Source organism: Halobacillus sp. H74 (assembly GCF_052246715.1).
In the GTDB taxonomy this organism is placed as follows: domain Bacteria; phylum Bacillota; class Bacilli; order Bacillales; family Halobacillaceae; genus Halobacillus; species Halobacillus litoralis_A.
Genome location: NZ_JBQQCI010000008.1, coordinates 17512 through 40250 on the forward strand (window position 1 = coordinate 17512; position 22739 = coordinate 40250).

The 22739-nt window shown below is 43.3% G+C and carries 19 protein-coding genes and 1 riboswitch; of the genes, 6 read left to right on the forward strand and 13 right to left on the reverse strand.

Going from position 1 to position 22739, the window contains the following annotated elements:
• Window positions 1-45 precede the first annotated feature (45 nt).
• Window positions 46-1710 carry a beta-N-acetylhexosaminidase gene (nagZ, locus tag ACTWPX_RS16875; protein WP_443120744.1) on the reverse strand — a complete coding sequence of 555 codons (1665 nt, stop codon included), beginning with the start codon at window positions 1708-1710 and terminating at the stop codon, window positions 46-48.
• Window positions 1711-2080: 370 nt separating this feature from the next.
• On the opposite strand from nagZ, the gene ACTWPX_RS16880 reads away from it, so the two are divergent.
• Window positions 2081-2971, forward strand: a complete 891-nt coding sequence (locus ACTWPX_RS16880; protein WP_443120856.1) for a fructose bisphosphate aldolase — start codon at window positions 2081-2083, stop codon at window positions 2969-2971.
• A 157-nt stretch (window positions 2972-3128) separates the two neighbouring features.
• Here the strand turns inward: ACTWPX_RS16880 and ACTWPX_RS16885 are convergent, their stop codons facing one another.
• From ACTWPX_RS16885 to ACTWPX_RS16910, 6 genes are all read right to left on the reverse strand, one after another.
• A complete protein-coding gene (locus ACTWPX_RS16885; protein WP_443120745.1) occupies window positions 3129-3596 on the reverse strand; it encodes a DUF1641 domain-containing protein in 468 nt (155 codons plus the stop codon).
• Entirely contained in the window at window positions 3596-6535 is a 2940-nt protein-coding gene (fdhF, locus tag ACTWPX_RS16890) for a formate dehydrogenase subunit alpha (protein WP_443120746.1), read from the reverse strand. The genes ACTWPX_RS16885 and fdhF overlap by 1 nt, the downstream gene beginning before the upstream one ends.
• Window positions 6528-7331 (reverse strand): formate dehydrogenase accessory sulfurtransferase FdhD, encoded by an 804-nt coding sequence (gene fdhD, locus ACTWPX_RS16895; protein WP_443120747.1) that lies wholly within the window; start codon window positions 7329-7331, stop codon window positions 6528-6530. The genes fdhF and fdhD overlap by 8 nt, the downstream gene beginning before the upstream one ends.
• Window positions 7332-7432: 101 nt before the next feature.
• Window positions 7433-9514 carry a methyl-accepting chemotaxis protein gene (locus ACTWPX_RS16900; protein ID WP_443120748.1) on the reverse strand — a complete coding sequence of 694 codons (2082 nt, stop codon included), beginning with the start codon at window positions 9512-9514 and terminating at the stop codon, window positions 7433-7435.
• Window positions 9515-10020: 506 nt separating this feature from the next.
• Window positions 10021-10611: a DUF2087 domain-containing protein gene (locus tag ACTWPX_RS16905; RefSeq protein ID WP_443120749.1), complete on the reverse strand. Its 591-nt coding sequence runs from the start codon at window positions 10609-10611 to the stop codon at window positions 10021-10023.
• Window positions 10612-10804: 193 nt separating this feature from the next.
• Complete coding sequence (locus tag ACTWPX_RS16910; protein ID WP_443120750.1) at window positions 10805-11677, reverse strand: DUF1028 domain-containing protein; 873 nt, start codon at window positions 11675-11677, stop codon at window positions 10805-10807.
• Between the two features lie 137 nt (window positions 11678-11814).
• On the opposite strand from ACTWPX_RS16910, the gene ACTWPX_RS16915 reads away from it, so the two are divergent.
• Both ACTWPX_RS16915 and ACTWPX_RS16920 read left to right on the forward strand, forming a co-directional pair.
• On the forward strand, window positions 11815-12162 hold the full coding sequence (locus ACTWPX_RS16915) for a general stress protein (protein WP_443120751.1): 348 nt from the start codon (window positions 11815-11817) through the stop codon (window positions 12160-12162).
• Window positions 12163-12533: 371 nt separating this feature from the next.
• The gene (locus ACTWPX_RS16920) at window positions 12534-12668 is read left to right on the forward strand and encodes a hypothetical protein (RefSeq protein WP_443120752.1); all 135 of its coding nucleotides are present in this window, start codon (window positions 12534-12536) and stop codon (window positions 12666-12668) included.
• Between the two features lie 66 nt (window positions 12669-12734).
• On the opposite strand, the gene ACTWPX_RS16925 is transcribed toward ACTWPX_RS16920, so the two are convergent.
• From ACTWPX_RS16925 to ACTWPX_RS16940, 4 genes are all read right to left on the reverse strand, one after another.
• Window positions 12735-14183, reverse strand: a complete 1449-nt coding sequence (locus tag ACTWPX_RS16925) for a phospholipase D family protein (RefSeq protein WP_443120753.1) — start codon at window positions 14181-14183, stop codon at window positions 12735-12737.
• A 249-nt stretch (window positions 14184-14432) separates the two neighbouring features.
• The gene (gene thiT, locus ACTWPX_RS16930; RefSeq protein ID WP_128523100.1) at window positions 14433-14999 is read right to left on the reverse strand and encodes an energy-coupled thiamine transporter ThiT; all 567 of its coding nucleotides are present in this window, start codon (window positions 14997-14999) and stop codon (window positions 14433-14435) included.
• Window positions 15000-15084: 85 nt separating this feature from the next.
• Window positions 15085-15185: riboswitch (TPP riboswitch) on the reverse strand.
• A 91-nt stretch (window positions 15186-15276) separates the two neighbouring features.
• The gene (locus ACTWPX_RS16935) at window positions 15277-16026 is read right to left on the reverse strand and encodes an alpha/beta hydrolase (RefSeq protein ID WP_443120754.1); all 750 of its coding nucleotides are present in this window, start codon (window positions 16024-16026) and stop codon (window positions 15277-15279) included.
• The gene (locus ACTWPX_RS16940) at window positions 15980-16888 is read right to left on the reverse strand and encodes an SDR family oxidoreductase (RefSeq protein ID WP_443120755.1); all 909 of its coding nucleotides are present in this window, start codon (window positions 16886-16888) and stop codon (window positions 15980-15982) included. The genes ACTWPX_RS16935 and ACTWPX_RS16940 overlap by 47 nt, the downstream gene beginning before the upstream one ends.
• A 246-nt stretch (window positions 16889-17134) precedes the next feature.
• Here ACTWPX_RS16940 and yfkAB point away from each other — a divergent pair, with 246 nt between their 5' ends.
• The gene (gene yfkAB / locus ACTWPX_RS16945; RefSeq protein WP_443120756.1) at window positions 17135-18259 is read left to right on the forward strand and encodes a radical SAM/CxCxxxxC motif protein YfkAB; all 1125 of its coding nucleotides are present in this window, start codon (window positions 17135-17137) and stop codon (window positions 18257-18259) included.
• A 184-nt stretch (window positions 18260-18443) separates the two neighbouring features.
• Window positions 18444-19037: a YgjP-like metallopeptidase domain-containing protein gene (locus tag ACTWPX_RS16950; RefSeq protein WP_443120757.1), complete on the forward strand. Its 594-nt coding sequence runs from the start codon at window positions 18444-18446 to the stop codon at window positions 19035-19037.
• Window positions 19038-19123: 86 nt separating this feature from the next.
• Here the strand turns inward: ACTWPX_RS16950 and zupT are convergent, their stop codons facing one another.
• Both zupT and ACTWPX_RS16960 read right to left on the reverse strand, forming a co-directional pair.
• On the reverse strand, window positions 19124-19930 hold the full coding sequence (gene zupT / locus ACTWPX_RS16955) for a zinc transporter ZupT (RefSeq protein WP_443120758.1): 807 nt from the start codon (window positions 19928-19930) through the stop codon (window positions 19124-19126).
• Window positions 19931-20420: 490 nt separating this feature from the next.
• Complete coding sequence (locus tag ACTWPX_RS16960; protein WP_443120759.1) at window positions 20421-21089, reverse strand: SIMPL domain-containing protein; 669 nt, start codon at window positions 21087-21089, stop codon at window positions 20421-20423.
• A 121-nt stretch (window positions 21090-21210) separates the two neighbouring features.
• On the opposite strand from ACTWPX_RS16960, the gene ACTWPX_RS16965 reads away from it, so the two are divergent.
• Window positions 21211-22689 carry a flavin monoamine oxidase family protein gene (locus tag ACTWPX_RS16965; protein ID WP_443120760.1) on the forward strand — a complete coding sequence of 493 codons (1479 nt, stop codon included), beginning with the start codon at window positions 21211-21213 and terminating at the stop codon, window positions 22687-22689.
• Window positions 22690-22739 lie beyond the last annotated feature (50 nt).

The window sequence follows — 22739 nt, forward strand, 5'->3', positions numbered from 1 at the left end:
CACTTGTCATTTGACGAGTGAAGGATGCGTTCGTCTTTTCCATTACTAATATTCTTCTAACAAAGATCGAATAGACTCATTGAGTTGGTTTACATTCACTTCATCCACTCTCTCCCCGTTCAATTGATACTGATTTTTCAGTTTAAGGATTCTCTCGACACTTTGATTGATCCGCTCCTCTGAAATCTCCCCTCTTTCTACGGATGTTGTTAAGGCTTTGATGACAGCTTCCACTTTATTGTAATCATGGGCAACAAGAATGATATCACTGCCCGCTTTCACCGAATCCACTGAAGCTTCATCTAGGCTGAAATTGTTAGTAACGGCTTTCATTGTCATATCGTCCGTAATAACAATTCCTTCATAACCCAGTTGTTCACGGAGCAGCCCGCTGATAATTTTTTCTGACATGGAAGCAGGCAATGTTCGATCTAGCTCAGGAAGCAATATGTGTGCGACCATAACTACTTCGGCCCCATTTTCAATGGCATTTTCAAAAGGGATAAGTTCCAGATTCTTTAGCTGTTCTAAACTTTTCCTGACCAGAGGAAGCTGAAGGTGAGAATCGACAGAAGTATCGCCATGTCCTGGGAAATGCTTGATCACTGGGATGATTTGTTGTGACTTTATTCCTTTCATTTTTTGAATACCCAACTGGCTCACTACTTGAGGATCACCGCTAAATGACCGATCTCCGATAACGGGATTGTCCGGGTTGCTATTCACATCCATGACAGGAGCATAGTTTAAGTTAAACCCGAATTGTTTTAATTGTTTGCCGATGATTTCCCCTATACCATATGAAAATTGCGATGAACCTACGTTACCGACCGCCCCATTCGTGGGTAAGTCAAGTAATTGGCCAGGAAGCCTCGATACACTCCCGCCTTCCTGGTCTATACTTAGAAAAAGTGGTGTTTCATTTACTTCATTAGCGTCTTTCATTTCATTCACGAGTTGAACGGTTTGCGAAGGAGATGCCACATTGTCTGAATAAAAAATTAAACCTCCGACCTTCTGATTACGAATTAAATCTTTGGTCTTTTCATTTATTGTGGTTCCCGTAAATCCAGCAATGATCATCTGACCGATTTTTTCTTTCAGACTCATAGCTGATATTTTATCCTGCACATCATTCTGCGGTTCTGTCACAACGGAGATATGATCCACTGGAGGGTTTTTCTCATCGTTGGTGGGCTTCTTCAAAACCCATTTCAACTGGTAGGTTTGGTTCATTGGATAGATGAGTATGATTTGATCGTGACTGTCATCCTTGTAATAGTTCACCTGATCCGGTTCACCCTGCACTTTTTTGATGTCGTTCAAGTGAATAGTCGCTAAAGATTTTCCTGAATAGCGAACATCAAAAATTAATCCATCGCTATAGCCGACACCCATTTGTTGATCAGGATAAGCTCCGTAGTGTCCACGTGAAGTCTGTGTAACTTGTTCGGGTTCTCCCCATTTACTTTTGAGACTATCCAGTTTCGTTTCCCCTGCTGTAACTGAGGACCCAGGCACTTTTCCATTCTTAGCTTGCTTGATGATATTGTTCACGGCAGTCGCGGGCTCTATCTTCTCTTCGTCTTGCTCGTTTTGCGTGTCTTCGGCATTAGACTCTCCCTTATTTTGTGGCGAATCATTAAAATACAAGAAAAATATTGTGAGAACTAATGTAAAGAATAATACTATATACAAGAACTTTTTCATCTTATGGACCTCTTTTCCTATAGTACATTTGGAAAGTCTCATTTGTAGTTTCTTCTTCTCTCTGGAAACCATTCCCCGTCTTGGGTATTATGTCCTTTTTATACTCGAGCGTACGAGAATTATTTATCACCCTTTAACTTAATACCAGTTCATTTAATACCAGATCATTTAATACCAGATCATCTAATACCAGATCATTTGCTACTATACTTAAAAGATAGCATTGTAATACCTCGAATTCAAACTATCCTACCCCCGAATTAACTTACTAGCTTGTTATGTTTGCAACAAATCTCATGTTAGGTAAAATGGAATAATGGGAAGAGTATAAATGGTGATCATTTTGAAGAATAGAAAAGGAGTGGAGCATATGAACAACAGTCAATTCGATAAAATTAAAAACGGCAAGGGTTTCATCGCAGCCCTTGACCAAAGTGGAGGAAGTACTCCAAAAGCATTAGCAGAGTACGGTGTACCTGAAGATTCTTATTCCGGCGAGGATGAAATGTTTGATCGGGTCCACCAAATGCGTACCAGAATCATTACATCCCCTGCTTTTGATTCCGACCATATCCTTGGCACCATTCTTTTCGAACAAACAATGGATCGCGAAATCAAGGGCAAATATACTGCTGAATATCTTGCTGATAACGGCATCGTCCCTTTCCTTAAGGTGGATAAAGGGCTGGCTGAACAGGAGAATGGTGTCCAGCTCATGAAACCGATCCATGATTTGGATGACACACTGAGCCGTGCCAACGAACGGAAAATTTTCGGCACCAAAATGCGCTCTGTCATCCATGAGCCAAACCCAAGCGGAATTAAAGAAGTAGTGGACCAGCAATTCGAAATCGGGAAACAGATCCTGTCCTATGACCTCGTCCCGATCATCGAACCAGAAGTTAATATTCACAGTGAAAACAAGGAAAAATCTGAAGAAATCCTAAGAGATGAAATTCTTAAAAACTTGAACGAATTATCAGCAGACCAAAACGTTATGCTGAAGCTTTCCATTCCTACGAATGCCAATACTTATAAAGAATTAATTGAGCATCCGCGCGTGGTACGTGTCGTCGCTCTTTCCGGCGGGTATTCCCGTGACGAAGCGAATGAGAAGCTGAAAGAAAATCATGGACTGATTGCAAGCTTTTCCCGTGCTCTGGCTGCTGACTTGAATGCAAATCAATCAGATGAAGAGTTTAACCAAGCATTGAAGAGCGCTGTCGATTCCATTTACGATGCCTCAGTTAATAAAAAGTAAAGAGTGATTGAATATTAGGGAATTGAAAAAGGGTACGTTTACGACATGTAAACGTACCCTTTTCTTATGAAACGAGAATTTTCACTTTGATAAATAGATGAACATAAATTTTCCGCTCTCACGACGATTCTTTTGCCGCTTGAGCTGATAAGCCGAATCAAGAGCGACCCATCCCTTTCAAGAAATGCATCATCATCGTGATACTGCGATTAATCTCAGGGTCTTTCAGCGCTTTAGCCAGGTCAAGAAAAGATGTTTTCTGTTCTGTGCCTTCTCCTTCCATTGCTTCCATACCATTGTTCAAACGGGATGCAAGCTCCCTCATTTCACCGACATTGATTTCTCCTAACAGAAAAACCAGTTCTGGTAGATTTCTCAACAATGGTTCATATTGATCTTTATCTATTTCCTTCACAACGTTCGCCAGGGCTTCGTCTTTTGACCTGGTAAAAGCTGTCACCATATCAAGGGTACCTTCTTCATCAAGGGCACGCAGTAGGCCAATGCCTTTCAAAATCGCCTCTTTATTATCGGCGACAGCCTCCTGGACTTCCTGCATGTCTTTCTCTCTCTGCTCTTCTTTCGATAGTTCATACCTTTTAATCGAGCTGATTGCTTTTCCCATTACCGCTTCACCTCACTGCCTGGGAATACGTAATCTTCCCGCTGCCATTTTTTCTTCACTTGCACACTCACTTGCGGTACTGGGTTTCCGCGCCGGTGATTATTGTGTGGAATCGGGGATTTCCCTTTCTTCTTCAATACTTTCATTTTAACGGCGATTTCTTTATAGGCAGGGGTGTTACTATCTTTATCAACCCGGTTGTCGGTCAAATAGTTGATCGCTGATTTCCCATCCCCGTTCAAAGGAAGATAAAGCTCTTTTCCACTTACCCGGTCGGTAACGGTCACAATCCCTGTCGCCTCCCCTGCATTTGATATCAATTTGACTTCAGCGCCTTCCTCGATTCCCCGCGCTTTGGCCAATTCCTGTGATACTTCTATGAATGCATTCGGTGTTTTCCGGCGGATGCCTTCCGATTTGTAAGTCATGTTCCCTTCGTGAAAATGCTCCAGTAACCGTCCGTTATTCACATGAAGGTCATACTCTTCGCTCGTATCATACATCAGCTCAAAGTCTAAGGGATACAAGCGCGCCTTTTTATCTTCAAAAGGGAACCCTTCTGTAAATAGGAGCGGTTCATCTGTGCCATCTTCAGCTACAGGCCACTGCAAGGATTTGTACCCTTCCAAACGATCATACCGGACACCAGCGAATAATGGGGCAAGTCCGGCAGCCTCCTCCATGATTTCAGAAGGATGGGTGTATCCCCAATCGAAGCCTGACTCTTTCGCAAGCAGCTGAAGGATTTCCCAGTCGGGTTTGGTGCCTTCTAACGGCTCAAAACTCTTGTACATTCGCTGAATTCTCCGTTCAGTGTTGGTGAACGTACCCTCTTTCTCCAAGCTTGGAGAAGCAGGTAGTACGACATCCGCGTATTGAGAGGTATGTGTCAAAAACAGATCCTGGACGATGAACAAGTCCAGCTTCTCTAAGGCTGCTGTTACATAATTGATATTCGCATCGACGATTCCGGTGTCTTCCCCCATCACATACATTGCTGAAAGGTCGTTGTTGTGTATGGCTTCGATCATTTCATGGTTATCCATGCCCGGTTCTCTCGGAATTTGGACGTCCCATGCCTTTTCGTATCTGCCACGGACTTCATCATCAGTCGTTACCTCATATCCCGGGAAAAAGTTCGGCATGCTTCCGAAGTCGCTGCACCCCTGTACATTGTTATGACCACGGAGCGGGTAGGCACCAGTGCCAGGCTTGCCATAATTGCCAGTGATCAGCAACAGATTACTGATCGCTGTACTCGTATCACTGCCCAGCATATGCTGGGTCACACCCATCGCCCAGCAAATCGCCACCTTCTCTGTTTTCGCAATCTCTTGGGCCAGGGATTTCAAATCATTCTCAGCAATACCGGTGAGCTCAGATGCGTATTCCAATGTGAAGGGTTCGAGACTTTCACGGTATTCTTCAAAACCGTTGACCCACTCTTTCAGAAAGTCTTGATCCTCCCACCCTTGATCAAGGATATATTTCGTTACAGCTGACAACCAGACAAGATCAGTACCTGATTTCGGTTGAAAGAACCGATCGGCTCGTTTAGCCATTTCGTGTTTTCGCAAATCAAAGACGAACAATTTTTGACCGAAAAGTTTTTGAGATCGTTTAATTCTAGATGCCAGCACCGGGTGGGATTCGGCTGTGTTCGAACCGATTGTCAGGACAAGGTTGCTTGCAGCGATATCATCGATCGTTCCTGAATCTCCCCCATATCCGACCGTTCTGAACAGTCCTTTTGTTGCCGGAGCCTGACAATAGCGGGAGCAGTTGTCAATATTATTGGTACCAATAACTTGGCGGGCGAACTTCTGCATCAAATATGACTCTTCGTTTGTGGCTTTGGAAGAAGAGATGAAACCAAGATGATCGGCTCCTTTTTCTGCCTTGATTTCACTCATTCGCTCCACTACAAAGGAAATCGCTTCTCCCCATTCTACTTCTTCAAAATGGTCGCCACGGCGAATGAGCGGTTTAGTCAGTCGCTCTTCACTATTGACGTAGTCCCAGCCGAATTTCCCTTTGATACAAGTGGAAATACCGTTCGCTGGTGATTCGGCGTTCGGTTCAACCTTCAGGATTTGACGCCCCTTCGTCCAGACATCAAACGTACAGCCGACACCACAATAGGTACAGACTGTCTTTTTCTTATCGATCCGCTCTTCGCGCATCGACGCCTCCGTATCGGAGACCGCAAACAATGGTCCATAACCGGTCTCGACTTTCTTCGTCAATTGGATCATCGATTTCAAAATTCCTGGTTCTTGATCCGTCAAAAAGCCTGCCTCTCCTTCCATTCCTGTTTCCATCATGGCATTACAAGGACAGACCGTGGAACATTGGCCGCAATTCACACATGAGGACTCATCGATCGGGACATCATTATCCCAAATGACCCGTGGTTCCTGGCGTTCCCAGTCGATTGTCAGTGTTTCATTCACCTGGACATCCTGGCAGACCTCCACACACCGGCCACATAGGATACACTGGTCAGGATCATAACGGTAAAAAGTTCCAGACTCATCTTTATCATAGCTAGTGGGCTGAAAAGGGCGGGATTGGTGCTCTAAACCGAAATCCGCCATCGTATTATGAATCTCACATGCCCCATTGTTGTAGTCGCAAACCGTACAATACAATTCGTGCTTTTCTAAAATCCGGTCCAGGGATTCTTTCTGTGCTTTATGTACATGAGGTAGTTTCGTCTGAACCTTCATTCCTGCCTTTACGGTCTGGCCGCAGGCACGTACTAACTCACCGTCTACTTGGACGATGCATGTATCACATGTTTGTATCGGTCCAAGGGATTCGTCATAACAAATTTGTGGAATCTGTTCGTCCGCCTTATTGATCAAGTCCAATAAATTCTGCTTTGGATCAGCCAAATACTCATTTCCATTAATTGTTACTACTGTGTGTTCATTCAAGCCGTTGACCTCCTTCGACAGGTGCCTGGACCCGTCTGTGGTGTGTATAGACATTCATCCTTTGTCCCCGGGTAAAACCGACAGCAGTGATGTTCAAATCCTCGGCCAGCTCCAGTGCCAGATCTGTAGGAGCAGATTTTGATAACAGAAGACCAAGTCCTATTTTAGAAATCTTCAAAAGGACTTCAGATGAAATCCGCCCACTGAATAAAATCACTTTCCCTTTGCGTTTCACCTTCTCTTTCAATAGATATCCAAATAATTTATCAAGCGCGTTATGACGCCCGATATCGGTGTAAGTTTTCAACAGTCCCTCAGGCGAAGCGATTGCCGCTTGGTGTACCCCACCTGTCCGTTGGAATATCCCCGCCTCCAATTGGAAACTCTCCATCAAGTCATAACATTCCGAGGGAGTAATGGTAAAAGAGTCCATGATCGTCTTTGCTGTGGTGGCATCATTTTGAAAATAAAACGCACGACTTTTTCCACAACATGACCCCAGCCATCTCTTTTGGACGTCTGTACGTATCGGAATATCCTTGGAAGTTTGCGTATAAGCAAAGCCACGGTCTTCGTCTATCGTCAATCGCTCGATTTCCTCATATGTACGGATAATTCCTTCCGAAGCGAGAAAACCGATGACAAGCTCTTCTAAATCCATTGGAGTGCAGACCATTGTGGCAAATTCTTTGTCATTGACCACCACCGTCAGCGGATATTCTGAAGCCACTTCATCATCCACTTCTCGGTGAACGTCATGATCGTAGCGTTGAATTTTCCAGGACCGGGTACTCATTCGTCCACCTCCTTAACCTATAAACAGGTTATCTTTCCTTTCCCTTTTTCCAGTCATGACAAACGCCTGTCCACCAACTAGGGTGCCAGGCGCATACTGGTTTAACCAGCCTTTTGATCATAAGGTGTTTCTACTTCCTCTATTTTTAAGACTTCTTTTTCTTCGTCTTCAGTTCCTTCCTCTACATCGAATTTTTCTAATTCTTCTTCCATACCTGTGGCGACTTGTTCTAAATCCTCTGCCAGCATATTCAACTGCTCCATTGCCGCATTACTTTCCTGGACAGAAGCGGAAACTTCTTCAGAAGCCGCAGCCGTCTGCTCAGTGATCGTGCTGATTTCATCAATCGTTCCGACTAGATTATCTTTTTTCGTACTCATCGATTTCATGGAACGGATGATTTCATTGATTGCCGTCACACTCTCAGATACATGCTGGAAGACATCAACGAAAGATTCTTCGGTTTCATTGACCGACTGCTCCTGGTCTTTCACCACTCGTCCCGTATCTTCAATCAATTGCACAATCTGCTCCGTACGGTTTTGCATTTGATCGATCATTTCAGAGACATCTTTCAGGGCATCCTCTGATTGCTCGGCAAGCTTGCGTACTTCTTCAGCAACGACTGCGAAACCTTTGCCTGCTTCACCTGCTCTAGCCGCTTCAATGGCTGCATTCAGTGCAAGCAAATTGGTTTGCCCGGCAATATTAGAGATGGTACTGACGACTTGATTGATATTTTCAGAGCTTGTTTGCAAGTCTTCAATCGAATCTTTCATTTCATTTGTCATATGATTCGTTTCTGTTGAATGTTTGCGCAAGGTGGATACAATCTGTTTAGCCTCTTCTGAGCGATTCGCCAAATGATCAGATTTTTGTTTTAACTGCTCACTCTGTGAAACGACACCATTGATCGTATCAGACAGCGCTTTAGAAGATTCCACACTCTCATCCATCCGCTCTGTTTGATACTGAGCACCAGTCGCGATTTCCTGGATCGCCCGGGAAATTTCATTGGAAGCGGCTGTATTTTGCTCGGCATTCGCCAGCATATTTTCCGCCGATTCACTTACAAGGCCAGAGGAAGATTTCACTTTTTTCAACAACGATTGAATCGAATCGATCATATGTTGAAAGTCGTTGGAAAGATCACCGATTTCATCCGAACGGTCCATTTTGGCATGAATGGAAAAGTTCCCTTGTCCTGCCTTGCTCATTAACTGCTGCAATTGCTTAATCGGTTTAGTAAGATGACGCGTCAGCATAACAGCAATTAGCAAGGATATTAAAATGACCACAATCAATACAATGACAATGGGCAGAAGGATCTGACTCGCCTGCTGTTGAAAGTCAGAGACGTTGACAATCCCCATCATCTTCCACCCTGTCTGAGGATTCGTAGCAAATGCGGCTACTTTTTTCTCCCCGTCCTCAGTGAACTCATAAGATCCTTGTTCACTAGAAGCAATGGCCGAATAATACGGCGTTCCTTCAGCGCTCTCACCAATCATGTCCTTGTTTGGATGAACTAAAAAGACACCTGTGTCGCTGACCATCACGCTGTGGCCGGTCTCACCGATTTTTACATCATCAACCATCTCGAACAATGTGGTCACAGTGAAATCGATGGAAAATACGCCAGCCACATCTCCTCCACTTTCAATCGCACGAGCTGCGCTAACGACAGTGTCCCCAGAGGCTGCGTCTACATATGGCTCCGTCCAAATGACTTCCCCGAGGTTTTCCAAAGACTTTTCATACCATAGTCTAGTCGTGGGATCGTAATCATCAGGAAGCTCCGTTTTCGGATAAATAAGCATTTCCTTCGTCGACTGCTCGCCCATGTAAATATTTAAAATCGATGGATTCGATGCTCTCGTTTGCTCAAATTGATTGAAAATCTCCTCTTGATTACTCGACGGATCAGCTAATAGCGGATTTTCCGCATAGCGATCGACGTTATGACTGATCGTATTGAACATCGTATCAAACGAATCACTCATTGAACCCATTTGACGTTCGATGTTTTCTGTCATCGTTTCCGTTGTATTATTCAAGCTGAACCAATAACTTGTGGAAGCGACCACCACACCTGTCAATAAGATCAAAAATAAAAATGGAATTAAGAACTGGCGCTGTATACGCTTAGTAAAAAAACGGTTCACACTTCTGAAAAACTTCATATAGTCTCCCCCTATGTTTTCTATCTATCTATTATTTCGGAGATAATTCAGAATATTAAATATCTTGGTGGATTTTTTTAAAAAGAAATATAGACAAAGGAAGAGGATACTCCCTGATATCCCCAAGCTTCCACCTAAAAAAACAAGTGTGCGTTCCCCTATGTAATCAAGCAAGTATACAGCAGCAAACATCATCAAACCGAGTTGAACATTCACCAGTGACTCGGCCACTTGACTGAAACGGTCTCCCCCCATTAACCATCCCTTAATAAAACAAATGCCGATATGGATGGTGATGGATCATCTCATATCCCCCTTTATAATTAGATATATATCTAATTAGTTCTTAAAAAAAGAGGCAGTCAAAGCCGCCCTCAATAACATATTTTTATTAATCATTGTAGTCGATGAACACGCATCGCTTTTTCATAGACGTATTATCGGAGTAAGAGCTTTTGCAACGCGCAGCCTATCTGCACATGAAAACCAGACACACCTCTGATAGGTCACCGCTTCACGACCACCGGCCACATTTCTACTGGATTCAATTCATAACGATTATTCTCTCGATACATGAATTGCTGCATCACCCACTCGCGTCTAACTGTTGCATAATCGTCAAAAAAGGTTTGAATGTATTCATTCACTTCCTTTTCATCATACGTTTTTCCTTGTTCAAACCATTGGACAAAATAGGATAGTATGACGAGCTTCTTTTTCAGTTGTCTTGGCATCTGTTTCAACCGGCCTTCTATGGACACAAAATTTTGGATGATCTTAGCTTGATCTTTCTCCTCCACTTTCAGTTCTTCTGCTTTCATCGAACTTTCATCTCCAATCCTCAAGATGGCAGTAGTCATGGATTCCAGTCTCCGCTCATCTAAGTAAAAATAAATCGTATTTTTGTCCCTCCGTGAATAGACCATCCCTGTATCTTTAAGTTTTTTCAAGTGATGGGTGATTGTGGGAGGTCGCAAACCCAGCTTACCTGCGATTGCCTGTCCGTGAAGCGGTCCTTGTTTGAGCAGCGCGATAATGCGCAGCCGCGTTGTATCACCGACAGCTTTATGGAACTTGACCATTTTTTCTAACTGCATGATCCACCACCTAATTAGTCATTTATCTAATTAGATATTAATCCAACTAGATAGTTATGTCAATGCTATTCCTTTTTTGAAACCCAAACCGTCACCTATGCCCGTGCATTTTTTCTTCATAATAGGTAATCAGGAAAACCCAGATGGTTTATCCGATTAAAAAAACCGCATCCACTATGGATACGGCTCGATCTTACATTTGTTTTTTCATAAACTCATAAACCTTTAAATCAATATACCCACGCTTCTGTTCACGTCCTTCAAAATTTTCCGTATGCAAATAAGTTGTCAAAGCTTCGTGAAACTCATCATCCGAAACTTCGCCTTTTGAAAGATATTGAAGGTGTTGAAGACGGGTGGTGATCTCTTCCTTCAGTTCTTCATTTACTTCCACGACATCCGAATCCTCAGAGGCTCCGAAATATAATTGTTGAAGCTGGTAAATCCTATCCAACTCTTCGATCGGTTCAGGATGGTCGTCAACACGAAGATCGACAGCCACATCACTGAGGGCTCCGTATCCTGCCTTGTCTTTGACCACCAATAATGCAGCAGACTGTTTGCCACGACTATCTCCGCCCGCATTTTGTGCTGCTTTGATCGCTGCTAGCAGACGATCAGCCAGCGGGCCGTCTGCTTTTTCAAATGTTTCACCCATAGCCGTGACAGTTTCTTTATTCACTAGAATATTCCCTTGGGCCGCATAGTTCGTGCCCGCTTTTCCCCCAGCCCAGTCGTAACATTTTTCCCCCGTAAAACTGGCGGAGCGACCTTTGCTATCAATAATACCTACTTGGCGGTCCTCTGAATGAGGATCTTTTGATGTAAGCCTTTCAACGACTTCAGATGCGGACAGCCCTTGCTCCAGCAATCCTAGAACTTCAGGACCATAGGCTGGGTTAGCGAAAGCTTGTGTAGCTACTGCACCTACTCCCGCTTTTGCCCATGGGACAACAGAACCGACCCCAAGGAATTTAGATTGGACAGCAACACCCCACTCTCCTGTTGATGGATCGTGAGCTGCGATTGAGAATGTAGCTATAATATCAGATCGTTTTCGTTTCATTTTCTTCCCTCCATATCTTTAAATTTTCGATACACCACTCTGAAATCCTCCAAAAGTATCAAAAAGTGATTGAGAAGTTTCTTTGAAAATAAAACGGGAATGCACCATAGTAACTTCATATAAAGGAGAGATTATTAATGAAACCATTGATTCGCGAATATACAAATGACGAAATTTTGATGAAAGACATCAAATCATTAAAGGATAAAGGTATCGATAATAAAGAGATTTACATCCTCTCGCATGATGATGACCGTACAGATCGGATTGCTAAAAATGTCAACGCCAATACGATTGGACTCTCTGAACAGGATTTGACAAATGTGCTCAGCAATATTTTCAATAAGCAAGGCGATGAGCTCCGTATTAAGTTACAGGAAATGGGCTTTTCTCAAAAGGAAGCAGAAGAATACGAAGAAGACATGGATGAAGGGAAAGTCCTCTTGATTGTGACGAACCCGGAAAAAGCAGAATCCTTTATCTAAAGAAAGGCTCTATGAATGAACATCCTAATAATTAAAGGTGCTGCTTTTTTGTCCATTCAACCCACTAAAAAAGCAGACTGGTGAACCCTGGAAGCTTAAAAAAACCGACAGCTATAAAATGATGCTACTGAAGAACTGCAACTATCTTAGTTATGCATCAAATAAAAAAACCGAGTTGGACGATTTACCGTTCAACTCGGCTTCTTTATTTCGATGAGGCATTCTTGCTCTTACTCCTCCATGAGCTTTAGTATTCGTTAGACGGTGAATATCGCCACCGGACCTTGTACACGCAGAGTGATTTTCTTTTATATATCAAAGAAAATCACTCTTTTTAGATGAACCTCTGTTGATTCCACGATAAGCGTTCGGTGGTGACGCCTGCGGGAACAGAACGAGCCGAAGATCCACTTGGTCATGTGATCTTCTTGACCAAGTTAGCTGAGGCCCTGCCCGCGGCAAGCATCCACCGAGAAGCGATTCGTGAGAAGCCACAACAAACTTGAACAGCTCCTCTAGAATTAAAAAGGGTTTTTCAATGGTCTCATATAAAATCTGTGAGCTTTCTTTTATTAATACGTTGTAAACCATGTCCATTTCTGCAAATAATACGTCGCATAACGAATTCCCGTCAATTTATCCTGATATTTTTTATAATCAGCAGTATAATGACCGTCTTCGTTTTCCCAAATCCTGTGGAAGTAATCGTCGACTTCCTGGAATACTTCTTCGTCTCCAGGTCCTTTGATCACTACATCTGCTTCCAAGTTCAAGTTGGATAAATTCCTCCTTGTATAATTGGCTGACCCTGCAATGATGACATCTTCCTCTTCTTTGTCGATATACAGCATTTTCGTATGATACTGTTCCATATTCACGTCATACCAACGAAGATTGATGTTATCATTACCTAAATTCTTCAACTCTGCCGCAACAGGTAAATTAGGAATTCCGGTTTTCTCGTGACCGAATGCGGTTGTATTCGGATCCATAACGATATTCACCACAGCTCCCCGGTCCGCGGCTTTATCCATTTCATCGATAATTTTCCGGTCTGCCAGGTAATACATTCCTAACCAGACTTGATCGCCTTCGCCAGCATTCGCTAATTCGTCTAAAATAGCATTATATATTTTGCCCTCAGTCACGAAGCGGGTGGTAAGCGGACCTTCCTGTTCCTCCCAGCTACGACCTTCATAGTCAGGGAAATCTGCCTCACCTGAATAATTCACTACCGCTTCTTCCGCTTCTAATATATCTTTAATGATCGGACCATCCATCTTAAATGCTACATTTTCGTGAAAACCACTGGCATCATGTGGGTTAGCTGTTGAAACGATGGCCGAATTCTCAGTAACTAATAATTTTCTATGGTTCGCTTTGATATTCAACAATTTCATATAGGACCTCAATGTTACCTCAGGAGCTTCTTTGGAAAATGGATTTTTGATCCACCCATCATCCCCTGTCCCCATCCAGGAAAAAAACACGCGCCAAACGCTGGAATAAACAGGGTTGGAATCACGCAGCTGATCCAGGTTCGTTAATACAACATCCACGCCACCATCTTCCAGACGGCGGATCGTTTCTGATTCATAAGATCCATAAACCGTATTGATCTTATCTGTAATAAATACCACTTTTAAATCTGGCACTTCTTCTTTCCTCTTGAGGATCGCGTCTACGAGATTCTTTGAGATCTTAGGAAAGTCATGTTTTCCACTGGTATATCCATTGAACAAAAACATGTCCGCAACGATAAAATCCTCAGCTTCAGAGATCGTCCGGTTGATTTCTTCAAAAATTTCCAACTCATGAACGGTTTCCCCTTCGTCATTCTCATAGGTCAAATCCCGGAAAAACTCCACACTGTCCATGGAGTGTTCTTCCCCCTCATAGGAAACCCCTTCCGGGAGTGATTTCCACGATGTATGATACGCAATCGTCAAACTGATAATAATTAGAAAGATAAGTACAATCCAAAACCACTTGCTTTTATAAAATCTTTTCAAACGCTGCACAACAATCCCCTCCACTTTTTAGAGCGCTTAGTTATTTTCACCATCCCCCTTCATTTCAAACCTCTCAAACAAAATTTGTCGAATTTCAGTGTTGGCTTCCTCTCATTTATGACCTGAAATTTCTAACATAAAAAGAAGTGAAGTATGTTGCCGGAGCGGCGTATGCATTTATTTCTTCATAAAGAAAACCCGAACGATTTTTCGTTCGGGTTTCCTAGTGGAAAAATTCTTTTATCCTGCCTCAACGGCTTAATGCATCAATAATTTAGGTCGCTGCACAAATAACAGACTGACCACAATACTACTTAAAATAAAAGCAGGCAACATATATCCCCCGTTATAGACGAGTGAGTAGAGCCACACCGGTTGTCCTTCCGGAGCAAATTCCCCGTAAAAAACAATCCCGGCAGTAAAGTGACCGATAAAGCGTAGCAAACTCCCTACGAAGCAGCCAAATACGATCCAGCCAACCAATGCTTTCGACTCTTTGGCTTTAATCGCTTTCCACAATGGTTTGGCAACAAATCCCGCTACCCCGATGACAGCAAAGGCGATGATATAATCTAAAATCGTCTGTACCGGCGTAATGATATAGGCTCCTGTTAAGATTTGATAGATTCCTAATAAGACGCCTGTGGCCATGCCACCTTTGATTCCCCACCTGAATGCCATGATGAACACAGGCACCATTGCAAGGGATATGGATCCCCCTTGCGCCCATAACTTGAAAGATAGAAAAGGTAAAATATCCAACAACAACGCTAATGCTGAAAAAATAGCGATTTCTACTAAAAATAAAACACGACGATTCCTCATCTGACCTACCTCCTGTAGAAAGACACAAAAAAAGCAATGCCAAATAGGGAAGCTTCCTGATGGAGGAGTCCCAAATGCATTGCACCATCAAAAAAGCCGCCATCCCTGCGTCAGTATTAACTGACAGGTTCGAAGGGTAAGAACGAAGAGTTCACTCTCAGCCAGAAGGCTCCCCTTGAAGGCTTTATACCGTTACTTTTCTTGATTTGTCTACTATTATAATAGACTTTCGGATTAATTACAAAGATTATCTTATTGCCCCGGAAATACTCTTATCTCAGCCTTTAGTATTCGTGTACATCTGGAAAAATTCAAGGCTTCTTTCTATGATTAAATCCTGGTCGTAATCCAGTGTCGCAACATGGTAACTGTTTTCTAAGTGAATGATTTCTTTATGCTCCGAAAAGACGGAATCAAAAACCACTTCTGAATTATTCGGTGGTACGACATGGTCTTCATCTGAAACGAAAATCATGATGGGACAATGAATAGCATCCAGTCGCTCTTTTACTTGGTCCATCAGATGAACAAGCTCTTGAATCGATTTAACCGGGGTGCGATCATAGGCAAGTTCATGACTCCCCTGGTCTTTAATATCCGATCCGATGGCATCCAAAAACCGCTCTTCCGATGAAATACTGCTTTCAAAGGCCGGGATTTGGATGGCGGCGTTAATGGGAATGACCCCTTTGACTGCTTCATACTGACTTGCTATATACAAGGCAAGCGCACCACCCATCGATAATCCGGCAACGAAAACAGTGGAACACCTCTCAGTCAGCCACTGGTATGCTTCATCCACAGAGCGGATCCACTCCTTATAAGAAGTAGATTCCATATCCTCAGGGGTCGTCCCATGACCTTTCAAACGAGGACAATGGACGGTGTAGCCTTCTCTCGCATAAGCTTCCGCTAAAGACCTCATACTCTGAGTCGTGCCTGTAAACCCGTGGCAGAGCAGAATGCCCACCTCATTCCCTTCAAACCGTATGTCTTCCGCTCCATTCATTACGATGCTTTGTTCCATATCTCTTCTCTCCTTCCGCTTTTTCGGTTCCAAGTATTTTTTTCAACACTGTTCTCTCCAACCACCGCCACGGAAGGATTCGTTTCATAAACACATTCATCCTTACCCCGGCTCCAATCGGATAACGGAGTTTAGACAGCTGCTCCTTTTGCATAAGGTCTGCCATAAAATCAGCTACCTTACCCGGCTTTTCATGGGACTCTTCATTCAAAGCACTCCATAGACCTTTCGTGTAGTCTGAATATGGCGAATCAGGATCATGGACAGTCTCAGGCAATTCCATGCCAGAGGACCAGATGTTCGTCTGATAAGAACCTGGTTCAATCAATGCTACATCAATACCAAAAGGCCGGACTTCAAAGCGTAGACTTTCTGATAGTCCTTCGAGTGCATGTTTAGATGATACATAGGCGGATAGGCCGGGGAAGCCGATCAGTCCACTGACACTGCTTACGTTAAAGATTTTCCCCCGTCCTTGTCTCCTCATCAAAGGGAGCACAGCTTTGGTGACACCGATCACCCCGAATACATTCGTTTCAAATTGGCGTCGGTAAGCTTCCAGCGGTACTTGTTCGAGGAAACCACCAATCGCAAAGCCCGCATTGTTCACGAGTACGTCCAGCCTATCCAGGCTCTCCAGTTGTTGTTCGAATCGCTTTATAGAATCTATATCCGTTACATCTAATGCCCAGACTTCAATCAGACTTCTGATTTCCGGGGCCAGGGTCTCATCTTCAAATACAGAGGCTTTCTCCATATTCCTCATCGTCGCGATGACCTTAAATCCTTTTTCTGCACATTTAATAGCGGTATGGTAACCGAACCCACTGGAAGATCCGGTGATCAAAACGGTTTGGCTCATTCAACTACTCTCCTTTATTCCTTGCTTTACCCCCTATTGTTCGCTATCACACACCAAATCTCCTTTTTATTGAAATTGGCCATCACCAACATCCCCCCTCTCTCCACACCAGTTATCGCTTACTTATTCATAAGAATATTAACTTAGGTTTTAAGCAAGGAATGGTATAGTATTCGGTTGAATAATGTTAAAATGAGAAAGGTTTGTCTACAACCGAATTTTAAAAGAAAGGAAGTTTCATAGCCTATGAGTACTGACATGAAGCTTCAAGAGCTTACTCCTTCCTATGATCCATGGGAAGCGTACATGGATGTCCAGGAACATGGTGAAATGAAGTTATCCAATATTGAATTTACAACCACCACCTTGTGCAACATGCGCTGTGAACACTGCGCCGTCGGCTATACACTGCAGGCGAAAGATCCGGAAGCATTGTCAATGGACCTGATCCGTGAACGTCTCGATGAAATCCCTCACCTGAGAACATTGAGTATTACAGGCGGTGAACCGATGATGTCGAAAAAGTCTGTCGACAACTATGTTCTCCCATTGTTGAAATATGCCCATGAACGAGGAGTGCGCACACAAATCAACTCCAATTTGACACTCCCTTACAAACGATATATTCCGATCATTCCATACCTTGATGTTTTACATATCTCACATAACTGGGGAACGATTGAAGAATTCATTCATACAGGTTTCGCTCGTATGGAACGGAAGCCTTCCGAAGAAAACCGGCAGAAATATTTCGATCGGATGGTGGAAAATTCACAGCGGCTTTCAGAAGAAGGTGTGATGGTATCAGCGGAAACGATGCTGAACAAACGGACCTTCCCGTATCTGGAATCTATCCATGATCATGTCAAAGAAATGAAGTGTGCCAGACACGAAATTCATCCGATGTACCCTGTCGATTTCGCCAGCAGTTTGGAAACATTGAGTCTGGAAGAAATGCGTGAAGGAATCAACCGCCTTCTCGATCACCGTGATGAAGACACTTGGATGCTGTTCGGAACCTTACCTTATTATCCTTGCAGCGCATCAGAGGAAGATTTGAACATGTTAAAACGACTGTACAAGGAAAAGAATGTTACGGTACGTAATGACCCGGATGGCCGCTCCCGTCTCAACGTCAACATTTTCAGTGGTGATATCATCGTGACCGATTTCGGTGATGAGCCCGGACTCGGTAACATCCAGAACACGAAACTTGAAGATGCTTATCAGCAATGGATGCAAACAGATACGGCTAAGAACCTCAACTGTCATTGTCCTGCCGTTCAGTGCCTCGGTCCGAATGTTCTTGTCAAAAACACGTATTATAAAGATGTGGATTTTCAAAAAAGGAAAACAAACATTACATTATAACTTGCGTTCGTCCCATCCTTACAGTGTACCGATAGATTTCAGGGAAACGATCGCTTCCCCTTTTTGCCATAGAAACATGTAAGGTCCTATCTAACTCCAGTCCAAAAGCGTCCTTTGCCAGGGGCGCTTTTTTTGACGCCTGCACAACCCTGGATTAAAATGAAAACACGAAAGGGGAATCCCTATGCCAGCAATTACATACGGAAAAACAAATATTACTTACCAACTTGAGCGAAAATATGATGTCTCTTATATCAAAATATATTTGGATGATTTGAACGGGGTGCACGTAACAGCTGCCAAACAGAAATCAGAGGATCGAATTGAAGCTTTCATTCGGAAAAAAGCGTTATGGATCAAACAGAAATGGCAGGAAACCCATTCTGACCTTTATCACATCGATCAATTGACACTGGACGATGAACAGAGAATCTCTTATCTCGGCCGTTCTTACCAACTGTTTTCAGAACCAAGTTCAAACGAGGAGGATCCTTCCTTCCGCTTTCAAAAAAGTAAATTTTATTATCATTACCCTAAAGACCTTTCGAAAGATGAAGCACAGCGGCTCCTCATCCAAGAGGCGAAAGTCTGGTTCCGAGAAAAATCGGAACAAAAATTACCCACTTTGACTGATCACGACATAGAAATCGAAGAAGACAGCATAAGGCTGGGGAGAAAAAAATCAGACCTCATCCACCTCAACTGGCGGATCGTCCAGCAATCGAAGGACACTATCAAACGGACAATCCGGGAGTTATGGGAAGAAAAAACGTGCTGACATAGGAAAACCCCTTCAGGAATACATCTTGAAGGGGTTTCTTGTTTAGCAATATTTCTTCACTTCGTTTTTTTATCATCCTTTGACTAAATGAAAAGCAATAGACTCAGTGCCATGACCGCCATACCGGCGACGACCCCATAAATGGATAAATGCGCTTCTCCATACCTCCTGGAAGCAGGAAGCAACTCATCCAATGAAATGAATACCATAATTCCAGCGACACCAGCGAAAAGAATACCAAACATCGTTTCATTCAAGAATGGCATCAACAATAAGTACGCAAGAATCGCGCCCACCGGCTCTGACAATCCACTCAGAAAAGACAGTTTAAACGCTTTTTTCTTATCCCCTGTAGCAAAATAGACAGGAACAGAGACGGCGATTCCTTCCGGGATATTATGAATAGCAATGGCAGCAGCGATGGCGATCCCAAGCGTGGGGTCATTCAAAGCAGCGGTAAACGTTGCAATCCCTTCTGGAAAGTTATGAATTGCAATCGCGAGGGCTGTGAATGTACCCATTTTCAACAGGTCCGGATCTTTTACACCGGGGTTCCCCTTTGTCATATCCTCGACTTTTTTCACTTCATGTGGGTTTCCTGCTTTTGGTATCAATTTATCGATTAGTGCGATGAGGACCATCCCACCAAAGAATGCAGCCACAGTAACCCAATGCCCTTGTTCATTTCCTAATGCATGGACGAGAGATTCTTGGGCTTTGAAAAAGATCTCAATCATCGACACATAAATCATCACTCCTGCAGAGAATCCGAGTGCCAGGGAAAGAAACCTTGTATTCGTCGTTGACGTAAAGAACGCCAGCACACTCCCGATCCCAGTGGCTAATCCTGCAAAGAGCGTCAGCCCGAAAGCCAGTAGTAAATTTTCCATAACTCCACTCCTTCAATTCGAACATTAACTAATGTTCATTGTAAATGATGTTTTTCCTTTGTGCAACTTTTTTAGTTTTAGTTATATTTTATGCGCCCAGAGAAAAAATGTCCCTCTAAAACGAAAAATATTTGCAGCATAAATGTAGAACCTGCAGCATAAAATACCCGAAATCAAAAGCAGAAACACCCCTTCTTAAAAGCCATTTAAAATATTGGATTGACCAGGCCGGGAACTCAGCTTCCTATGGCAGAAAGCTGCACTTGAACACACTGAAAAACCACAGCCTCACCGACTGTGGTCCATTACACTTATGTAGGTGAAATATCAGTATCCTCCAGCATCGATTACTACTGATATCCCTTATTTCAATCTAATGGAGAGAAGTCAGCCCGTACATTATCTATCCTGCTCTTCACTTCTGAAGTCTATGACAAGATTTCTGATAGACTTATGTCGGTGCCACCTCCCCTCCCCTTCAATCTAAAAATCATGGTAAGTATTGAAAACGTGCCTCAACTCTTGCTACAGTCTCAAGCGTCCCGGGCGCAATTGGCGTGGCGGCCGCACTCATTACCTGTGTCTTACTGAAGCTCTGGACTGGGGAGGCAGGTGTAGTTCCGAGTTCCATAATCTTCACAGGAGTTTGGTCGAGCTTCAACCTCATTGTATTCGCAATGGTCTGCGCATTGGCTAATGCATTACCTAAAGCAATCCTTAGGGCTTCCTGGTAGTCAGCATAATGGTCTTTGACCGTGAATTCAATATTCGATACACGGTTCGCTCCATTTGCGACCGCTGTATCAATGATATACCCTGTTTGGTCAATGTCATCTACAGTGATACCAAGAGTATGTGTCACTTGGTAACCTCGGAATTCCTGTTTACCGTCAACATAATCGTACTCAGGAAAAATGAAGTAATCCGCCGTTTGTATATTTTCTTCGGCAATTCCCACAGCGATCAATTGCTCTTTGACACGAGATATCGCACTCGCATTGTCCTGCTGAGCTTTTTCCAAGTTCATATCCTGGGTCACGACACCGACTTGAATATTCGCCGTATCCGGGCGCGATTGCACTTTTCCGACTCCATTAACCTTAAGGATCCTGCTTGCTCCCGCTTCTCTTCCTGACTGTCTGATCGGTGGATATTGCATGATAAACCCCTCCCTTTTCATTTGATGATAAAAAGGGAAAAATTATTCCCTGCGAACAAGGGAATTATTCCCATACTTTTATTCGCTTCAAGTGAATAAATAGTATATGGGGGGTTCTTATATGGCAAAAACAGAAAAGCTATCCTATCCGGATGATTTTTTACACATTATTCAACAAGGTCTGCCCAAAGCAGCTAGAAAAAAGCGGATACTGATTATCGGGGCAGGAATGGCGGGGCTTGTGGCGGGGCAGCTCCTTAAACAAGCAGGTCACCAGGTGACAATATTAGAAGGGAACAACCGAATCGGCGGTCGAGTGTATACGGTTAGAAAACCTTTTACTTATGGGAATTATATCGATGTCGGAGCAATGCGTCTTCCTTCAAATCATGTACTCGTCCAAGAGTATATCCGTAAATTCCAGCTGCCCACTCAGCCTTTCTTGAATACCACACCAGATGACCTCCTGCTCATCAATGGAAAACAATTATTCCAGGAGGATTATAAAGAAAATCCAGATTTACTGGACTTTCCCCTTCTTCCCTGGGAGAGAGGAAAAACCGCAAAAGAATTATTTCTATCTTCTGTGCAGCCATTTCTGGACCTTTATGAAAAAAGCACACCCGAAGAGCAGGAGGAACTACTCGACCAATACTCCAACTATGCGATGGGGGAATATTTACGTAACAATCCACTTGGACCTTCGATGTCTACAAACGCTGTCCGAAAAGTTAAACTGCTGTTAGGAATTGAAGGTTTTCCAGAATTCTCATTCCTGGATATATTGACAGACATCACCTTCCCCATTTTCAGTGAAGAAACAGAGTTCAAAGAAATCACTGGAGGAAATGATCGTCTGCCATACGCTTTCCTCCCGTCATTATGCTCAGATATTTACTTCAATCAAAAAGTAAAGAAAATCTTCCAAGGTGAATATGAAATCAAAGTCGAAGCCGAAAACCAGTTGGATTGTAAAAGAACATGTTGGAGGGCTGATTATGTCCTTTCCACTATACCTTTCACAACTTTCCAATTCATAGAAGTCTACCCCTTTTCATCCATATCATTTAAAAAGCGGCAAGCGATTCAGGAACTAACCAATGTACCAGCTGTTAAAGTTGGCATTGAATTCAAAAGCCGTTTTTGGGAGAGATACCCTGTCGGAAACATCACCTCTGACCTCCCAATGCGTTTTATGTATTTACCAAGTCATGACAGAGGTAAACCTGGCCCTGGTGTCATGCTGGCCAGCTATACGTGGGGTCAAAATGCAATGCTTTGGAACAGTTTGAGTGACAAAGAAATCATTGAAGTCCTTCTCGAGAATTTGTGCAGGGTTTACGGACCGATCGTTTATCAAGAATATTTGAACAGTGTAGTCTTTAATTGGAGTCGAAACCCCTTCTCTGCCGGCTGTTTCACCCTTTTCACCCCTGGACAAAGCCTTGACCTCGAAGAAGTCATACCAAGCCCAGAGGGACGGCTGCATTTTGCCGGAGAACATACATCCTCATTCCATGGCTGGATTGAAGGAGCTGTCGAATCAGGAATACGTGCCGCTTATGAACTGAATGCAAGGGAGGGATCTTCAAAAGCTTAAGCAAACCTTTGAAGTAGTGTTTTTATAAAAAGGAATAGGGCCTTTCGATG

Bases quoted from the DNA above. Each gene is read 5' to 3' on its own strand.
- yfkAB (WP_443120756.1), top strand. From the start codon at position 17,135: ATGAGTACTGACATGAAGCTTCAAGAGCTTACTCCTTCCTATGATCCA.
- fdhD (WP_443120747.1), bottom strand. From the start codon at position 7,331: ATGAGTACCCGGTCCTGGAAAATTCAACGCTACGATCATGACGTTCAC.
- ACTWPX_RS16960 (WP_443120759.1), bottom strand. From the start codon at position 21,089: ATGCAATATCCACCGATCAGACAGTCAGGAAGAGAAGCGGGAGCAAGC.
- ACTWPX_RS16885 (WP_443120745.1), bottom strand. From the start codon at position 3,596: ATGGGAAAAGCAATCAGCTCGATTAAAAGGTATGAACTATCGAAAGAA.
- ACTWPX_RS16950 (WP_443120757.1), top strand. From the start codon at position 18,444: ATGCCAGCAATTACATACGGAAAAACAAATATTACTTACCAACTTGAG.
- ACTWPX_RS16915 (WP_443120751.1), top strand. From the start codon at position 11,815: ATGAAACCATTGATTCGCGAATATACAAATGACGAAATTTTGATGAAA.
- nagZ (WP_443120744.1), bottom strand. From the start codon at position 1,710: ATGAAAAAGTTCTTGTATATAGTATTATTCTTTACATTAGTTCTCACA.
- ACTWPX_RS16900 (WP_443120748.1), bottom strand. From the start codon at position 9,514: ATGAAGTTTTTCAGAAGTGTGAACCGTTTTTTTACTAAGCGTATACAG.
- ACTWPX_RS16880 (WP_443120856.1), top strand. From the start codon at position 2,081: ATGAACAACAGTCAATTCGATAAAATTAAAAACGGCAAGGGTTTCATC.
- ACTWPX_RS16940 (WP_443120755.1), bottom strand. From the start codon at position 16,888: ATGAGCCAAACCGTTTTGATCACCGGATCTTCCAGTGGGTTCGGTTAC.
- ACTWPX_RS16935 (WP_443120754.1), bottom strand. From the start codon at position 16,026: ATGGAACAAAGCATCGTAATGAATGGAGCGGAAGACATACGGTTTGAA.
- ACTWPX_RS16965 (WP_443120760.1), top strand. From the start codon at position 21,211: ATGGCAAAAACAGAAAAGCTATCCTATCCGGATGATTTTTTACACATT.
- ACTWPX_RS16910 (WP_443120750.1), bottom strand. From the start codon at position 11,677: ATGAAACGAAAACGATCTGATATTATAGCTACATTCTCAATCGCAGCT.
- thiT (WP_128523100.1), bottom strand. From the start codon at position 14,999: ATGAGGAATCGTCGTGTTTTATTTTTAGTAGAAATCGCTATTTTTTCA.
- zupT (WP_443120758.1), bottom strand. From the start codon at position 19,930: ATGGAAAATTTACTACTGGCTTTCGGGCTGACGCTCTTTGCAGGATTA.
- ACTWPX_RS16905 (WP_443120749.1), bottom strand. From the start codon at position 10,611: ATGCAGTTAGAAAAAATGGTCAAGTTCCATAAAGCTGTCGGTGATACA.